Source organism: Geoalkalibacter sp. (assembly GCF_030604225.1).
In the GTDB taxonomy this organism is placed as follows: Bacteria; Desulfobacterota; Desulfuromonadia; order Desulfuromonadales; family Geoalkalibacteraceae; genus Geoalkalibacter.
On sequence record NZ_JAUVWH010000006.1, the window covers coordinates 42554 to 49203 of the forward strand.

Sequence of the window (6650 nt, forward strand, 5' to 3'; positions counted from 1 at the left end):
CTGCCTGCTCAATTCAAGGGGACGCAAAGGGTGAAGACCGCGCCCTGTCCAGGAGAGCTGTCACACGCAATGGTTCCTCCCAGGGTCTGGGAGACCAGGTTGTAGGTGATGTGCATGCCGAGCCCCGAGCCGCCTTGCCCGCGCCGGGTGGTAAAAAAAGGCTCGAAGATGCGCTGCAAGGTTTCCGCACTCATGCCCACGCCGTCGTCCTCATAGCGGATCCGCAGCAGGCTGTCCGTGGTTTGCACGTCAAATCGAATGCGCCCCTGGTCCCTTTGCGCGAAGCCGTGAGTCAAGGAATTCATCACCAAATTGGTGAAAATCTGGGTCATCACCCCGGGATACTGGTTGATTTCGAGGTCCTCGGGACAAATGACCTCCACCTGGTGCGCTCCTTGTCGAAATTTCGGTTTCAGGCTGAGCAGCACATCCTCGATACACTCGCGTATCCTGAAGGTCCGCTTTTCCTGGCAGGACTGATCCACCGCAACCTGTTTGAAGCTTTTGATCAGCTCGGCGGCCTGCCTCAGGCTGCTGAGAATGACGGCGGCCGAACTGGTCGCGGTCTCAAAATATTTCTGCAAGTCGGAACGCTTGATCTGGTTGTTCAGCAGAAGTTCCCGGCACTGCCGGGTGCGCTCATCCAGGGAGGAGGCAACGGTCACGGCGGCGCCGACGGGGGTGTTGATTTCATGGGCGACACCGGCGACCAGCCCACCGAGGGACGCCATTTTCTCCGATTCGACCAGGTGTTTCTGATATTCGATGAGTTTCTGCTCGGCGATTTGCCGTTCGACGATGCTTTTTCCGGTGCGCTCCAGGATGAAAATCAGCGCGCCGAAAAACAGCACCGCAATGGCGGCCGAGACCAGGGTCGACTTGCGCAGGTTCTGGTCCTGGCGAGCCTTGCGCTGGGTGATGTCATAGTAGATTTCAAAGGCGCCGAGAAATGTCCCTTCCTTGAGGATGGGCACGTAGGTTTCGGTGATATCGAGAGGCACGACCTGCCCCTCGGTGGACTTGCCGTCCTTTCTGACCACCTTGGAAAGAATATGCCCAGCGGGCAGTTCATTGGTAAAAATCAGGCTGCTGTTGACCGTACCGATATCCGCGGCTTCCGTCGAATAAACAATCTCGCCGGTGGCCGAGAAGATTTTTATTTTCCATAGCCGAAACTGATCGCGGGCATCCTGAATTCTGTCGGCGATTCCGGAAACATCGTGCAGGTCGTCGGCTTCGCCGAGAACCTCGGTCATCAGATAGCTGGCCACCCGCACGGCCTCTTCCTCGGTATTCAGGGTCAGCATGCGCGTGAAGGAGGGATAGACCACCAGGCTGTTGTAGGTCAGCATGGCGCCGAGAAGCAGGCAGGAAACCAATAAAATTGCCCGAAGATAGCCTATTTTCCACGTGTATGTCATTCGTCTTCCACGGTTTTAAGTAATTTTGGCCGGCAATCCCTTCCTGAAAAATTCACCGTCGTCGGCTCCTTCCCAGAACAAAAAAAGCACAGCACGCGCATGGATTATGTACAATGAATTTTCGCTAATGTCAAATCCTGGTTTTTTTCCCAAGCACCACACCTGTCCCACCCCGGCTTGACCAAGAAGAACGGGGTTGCCAAGAAACCGGCAAACCGCGAGGGCCAATAACAAGAGGGCGCCTCCCTCGCGGAAAGCGCCCTCGTAATATTCGGTACGACAACGGAAACTTACTTGTAGTAGCCGACGCAGCAGACCTGGTCGTCGACCTTGGTCACGAACGTGACTTTCTCCACCGGCACATCGGAACCCGGACGCGGCCACATGTAGGAGACTTCGCTGATGGCGCCTTCCTGCGCCTTGGCGTAGATCTCCTCGCCCAGGGCCTTGCCGGCCTTGTCCTTGAGATCCTTGAGGCTTTTGCCGGTCAGGCTCGGGTGGGCGGTGAAATTGCCGTCGGGCCCGCCGCAGAAGGGGTAAAGATCGCGATCCTTGAAACCATCCTCGCCCTTGGCGAATTTGGCCAGCGCCTCGGCCTTGTTGGCCTTGACCGCGGCGACGGCCTTCTCGAGCATCGCCTTGGCTTCCTCGGCGGTGCCGAACTCACCAGCAATCGCCGTGGATACCAGCGCCAGGGTCAATACCGCTAAAGCACACCACAACTTGATCCGGTTCATTCCGTCCTCCCATTATTCTTGAATGGCCCTCGACAGCAATTGGTTTGCCGGACCACCCGGCAACCAAGCGAAATCGAATATAACGCTATTCTATTTTTTTTCAACAAAAATTCTTCATAAATATTTTGAATATTTAAATACAAATTTTTAACGCTTATCCGTACCGTTCTTCTCAACAAATACATAAAACCCTGTTTTTTAATGCCTCTCTAATCTGCTCTTTTTAATTACAGTATTTTTTATTTCAACGCCTTGACAACAGCACAACTGGATATAAAGTCGCGAAATGTTGCAGCTCATCTATTTTCATCGGGGGCGAGGATTCTTGAATCGGGGAGGAACCTTATGCGCAGCGCAAGCAGATCATTTGGACGGATGTTGCTCGCGACCATCTCATGGGCGATGTTTCCCTTATTCGGTGCCACGGCCTTGGGCGCTCCGGTCGGAGGGTTCCAGGGCGTCCCCAAGCCTTACGCAACCCAGACCCTGAACGATTGCAATACCTGTCATGACAATCCGGCCATCGCCAGCCCCGAGTACCTGCCGGACCGTCATCACAAACTGCTCGGCTTGACCATCCCCCCCCAGAGCGACGCGCCGTTCGCCCAGCCCGGAGAAATCTACAATTGCTTTACCTGCCACGCCTTGAGCGGATCTCCCGACACCCCCTTCTATGATTTCAGCGAATTTCGCGACTGCGTGGTCTGCCATTTCCTCAAGCCCGGCCCCACCCGCACGCCTCATCATCGCGGCATGGCGGCGGGAACAGGAGATTGCACCTATTGCCACAAGGTGCCGGCCTTTGCCCAGGATCGCCCCAAGCAGGCGGCCTGCCGCGAATGCCACGGCCGCACCATGCATGACAACGGAGGACCGATCCAGGACTTCGGCGCCTGCGTGTCCTGTCACCAGAACACTGCCAATACCGCCGGTTTCCCACCACCCTTTCATGCTGCCCCAGGGAAGGCGGTGGGTTACACCGTCATTCCCAAAGGGCAGGTCAGTCCTGGCGGGCCGGTCTATCGGGCCGGCAAGGGGAATTTTGCGCTCTTCTGGCGCCAGTATACCCGCAACGGTGACGCGGATTTCATGGAGGACAATTATGAGGACATCAAACCCAACGGCGAGGACATGAACGACGAAGGGGGCTTTCGCTGGAAAAATCCGACGTTGCAGTTCTTCCTGAAACAGATTGCCAGCGGCGGACGGCTCTACAGCGTGCCGAGTTTCGACGGCTTGCCCAGCAGCGGGCCCGGCCCACCCCTCGTACAGGTGCTGCAGCCGATGGCCAACGCCACCGTTTCGGGGACCATCGACATCCGCGTCACCGCCAGCGACAACATCCGGGTGCACCGCGTGGTCTATTGGATCGATGATTTTTCGCGGATCCCGATGACCGGTCCCGACGACAAGCCTTCCGGGACCTGGACCTCGCGCTGGGATACCCGTTTCATTCTCTTCCGCGGTCAGAATTATGCCAACCCCAACGGACCGCACACCTTGACGATTCAGGCCGAGGACAACCAAGGTCTGTTGACCACCCAGGTCATTCCCCTGACGGTCGAAAACGCGGGAGGCGGCGATCCTCCGCCCATGTTCGACAACCTGGCCCTGGGTAAACCCGCCCAGGCTTCGCGCCAAGAAGCGGGCTACGAGGCCGCCAGGGCGGTGGACGGCAACACCAGTACCCGCTGGTGGGCCAAGTCCGAATCGACGCACTGGCTGAGTGTCGATCTCGGCGGCAGCCACGATGTACGCCGGGTGGTGATCGACTGGCACAGCGATTACGCCAAGGAATACCGGCTGCAACTCTCCCGCGACGGCAAGGACTGGACCACCGTCAAGGAGGTCAAGGAAGGCCGCGGCGGTCGCGAGGAGATGTCCTTCTCCTCACGCAGCGCCCGTTATGTGCGCGTCGAGTGCCGCAAGCCCTACAGCAAGAACGGCTATTCCATCAAGGAGTTGGAAGTGTACCCATGATCGTCGAGGGCGGGCTGCTCCTGAATGGAAATGCCGTCAATAGACCCGTCCATGGAGCGGGCTCGGCTCACCACTGCCTCAACATCGTTCAAGGTTTGAACCTTGATGCGGGTTGATGCTATGGTTGCGTCTCGGCCGAAGCATCCCAAGCCCCTCCATGAAAGATATTTCCCCCATGACCGTCTCGCCCCATCCTTTCCACAAGCTCACCCCCGACTTCATCATGGATGCCGTGGAGAGCCAGGGCTATCGCTGCGACTGCCGCACCCTGGCGCTCAACAGCTACGAAAATCGCGTCTATCAGGTGGGCATCGAGGAGGGGGCGCCGCTGGTCGCCAAGTTCTACCGACCGGGGCGCTGGACGGATGCGCAGATCCAAGAGGAGCATGGCTTTGCCCTGGAGCTGGCCGAGCATGAACTGCCGGTGGTGGCGCCGTTGCGCAACGCCGAGGGCGAGACCCTGTTTCATCATCACGCCATGCGCTTTGCCCTATATCCGCGCCAGGGAGGCCACGCCCCGGAATTTGATCACGGCGACAACCTGCTGATCATGGGCCGCCTTCTTGGGCGCCTTCACCGCATCGGCGCCACCCGCCCCTTCCGCCACCGCCCGGTCCTCGACGTGCGGAGCTTCGGCCATGAGAGCGTGGCGCTGATCAGCGACCGATTCATCCCGCCCGAATACAGGGCCAATTACGACGCCCTGAGCCGCGACCTTCTGCAAACCATCGAAGCGCTTTTTCAGGAGGTTGCGCCCCGCCTCATCCGCATCCACGGCGACTGCCATGCCGGCAACGTCCTGTGGCGCGACGACGCGCCGCACCTGGTCGACCTCGACGATGCGCGCCTGGCGCCGGCGGTGCAGGATATCTGGATGATGCTCTCCGGCGACCGGGCGCGGCAGAACGCGCAATTGAGCGAAATCGTCGAGGGCTACGCGGAGTTTTACGATTTTCAGCCCCGTGAGTTGCGCCTCATCGAAGCCCTGCGTTCCCTGCGCATCCTGCACTACTGCGCCTGGCTGGCGCGCCGCTGGGAAGACCCCGCCTTCCCCGTCAACTTCCCTTGGTTCAATACCACCCGCTACTGGGGCGAACACATCCTCGAACTGCGCGAGCAACTCGCCGCCCTACAAGAGATGCCCCTGCAACTGCTCTAAGTCCTGTCCGCCGAAGCCTTGGCCAGGGCTTTTCGCGCGGTTCGCCCTTCGGCCTCCCGCCCCAATCCTCACCTCAAATCCTCAAGAAGTCCAAAGCTTTGCATTGAGCCTCGCCAGGCACGGACCAAGCACGGCCAGGCTTGAAAAAATTAATTTTTCCAGTACCTTCCGGTGATTTGACAACGCGCGGCGCTGCGGCATAGTTACCGCAGAGGACATTTTGTTAATGAAAAAACGCGTCGGCGTGCACCAGCTCTGGTCCTCTCGCAAGCCCCACAAAGAGCTGCGAAAACCAAGACCAGCACAGGGCACCCGAACCCTCGAAACCGCCTGTTGATTCCAGAAGGAGAATGACCATGAACACCCTGTGGCTCAGAATCGTGGATGCCCACTATCGGCTGATCAAGGACGCCCGGGTCCAGGCGATCACAGCCGATCAGAGACCGGTCAAATTGCAGTTCGAGGAAGACCGCTGGGTGGGCCGCGGCCGACCCGGCGAGCGGCTGAGGATCGAGGTCGCGGCGGAGGGCTTCGAACCGGAGAACCACACCGTCGAATTGCGCGATGAGGTGACCCAGGTGGTGATCGGCCTGCGTCATCCCGGGCAGCTCTCCTACAGCCAGGGGCTTGACCGCCTGGCTTTTATGCCGAGGGACGATGCGTTCCTGCTGCGCGCCCTGGGTAAGAATGCGGCCGAGGTGTTTGCCAAACTGGCCAAGGCGCACAAGCTTAAATGGCGCCCGGTCGCCTCGCGCGCGGCGAGTTCCCCCGATGAGGTTTTCGCGCACGTCGAGGGCGACATGGAAAAAGCCCAAGCCCTGGCCAAGGAACTGAGCGCCGCCAAGCTTGACGCCGAGATCGCGCGGCCCATCGAGCACGGCGAGCGACCGGCCTTGGGCCTTACCAACGAATTGATCGTGCGTTTTGTCGATGAGGTGCGCCGACCGGAAGCGGAACGACTGGCGGGGGGCGTGGGCTTGAAAATCCTGCGCGAATTGCGCCATGCCGGAAACGCCTTTGTGCTGGCGCGCGAGGGAAACCCTTCCTACGATCTGCTCAAGGCGGCCGATGCCCTGGCAAGAAGCGGTCGCGTGATCTACGTCGAACCCAACCTGACCTTCGCGGTCGAAGCGGATCAGTACACCCCCAACGATCCCTTGTGGGGACAAGTGCCCCATCTGCCCCTTATCAACGCCGATGATGCCTGGGATCTGTTGGACAACGTGGCCGTCGCCCTGCGCGGCGGGTCGCCCGACATCACCATCGGCGTCATCGATCTCGACGGGGTGGCCCCCAACCACCCGGATCTGACGGCCAATCTGACCGACGGCACCAGCAAGTTGGTGACGTCCA

4 protein-coding genes and 1 pseudogene are annotated in these 6650 nt (G+C 59.4%); 3 read left to right on the forward strand and 2 right to left on the reverse strand.

Annotated elements, in window-relative coordinates; translation table 11 throughout:
* Window positions 1-8 precede the first annotated feature (8 nt).
* The gene (locus tag QAT43_RS01730; RefSeq protein WP_305041302.1) at window positions 9-1421 is read right to left on the reverse strand and encodes a sensor histidine kinase; all 1413 of its coding nucleotides are present in this window, start codon (window positions 1419-1421) and stop codon (window positions 9-11) included.
* A 290-nt stretch (window positions 1422-1711) separates the two neighbouring features.
* Window positions 1712-2158 (reverse strand): cache domain-containing protein, encoded by a 447-nt coding sequence (locus QAT43_RS01735; RefSeq protein WP_305041303.1) that lies wholly within the window; start codon window positions 2156-2158, stop codon window positions 1712-1714.
* 402 nt (window positions 2159-2560) lie between these two features.
* On the opposite strand from QAT43_RS01735, the gene QAT43_RS01740 reads away from it, so the two are divergent.
* The 3 genes and pseudogenes from QAT43_RS01740 to QAT43_RS01750 all read left to right on the forward strand — a co-directional run.
* The gene (locus tag QAT43_RS01740) at window positions 2561-4138 is read left to right on the forward strand and encodes a galactose-binding domain-containing protein (RefSeq protein WP_305041304.1); all 1578 of its coding nucleotides are present in this window, start codon (window positions 2561-2563) and stop codon (window positions 4136-4138) included.
* A gap of 175 nt (window positions 4139-4313) precedes the next feature.
* Window positions 4314-5297: a serine/threonine protein kinase gene (locus QAT43_RS01745; protein WP_442900179.1), complete on the forward strand. Its 984-nt coding sequence runs from the start codon at window positions 4314-4316 to the stop codon at window positions 5295-5297.
* Between the two features lie 356 nt (window positions 5298-5653).
* Window positions 5654-6650: pseudogene (locus tag QAT43_RS01750) on the forward strand (hypothetical protein); the annotation flags it as partial.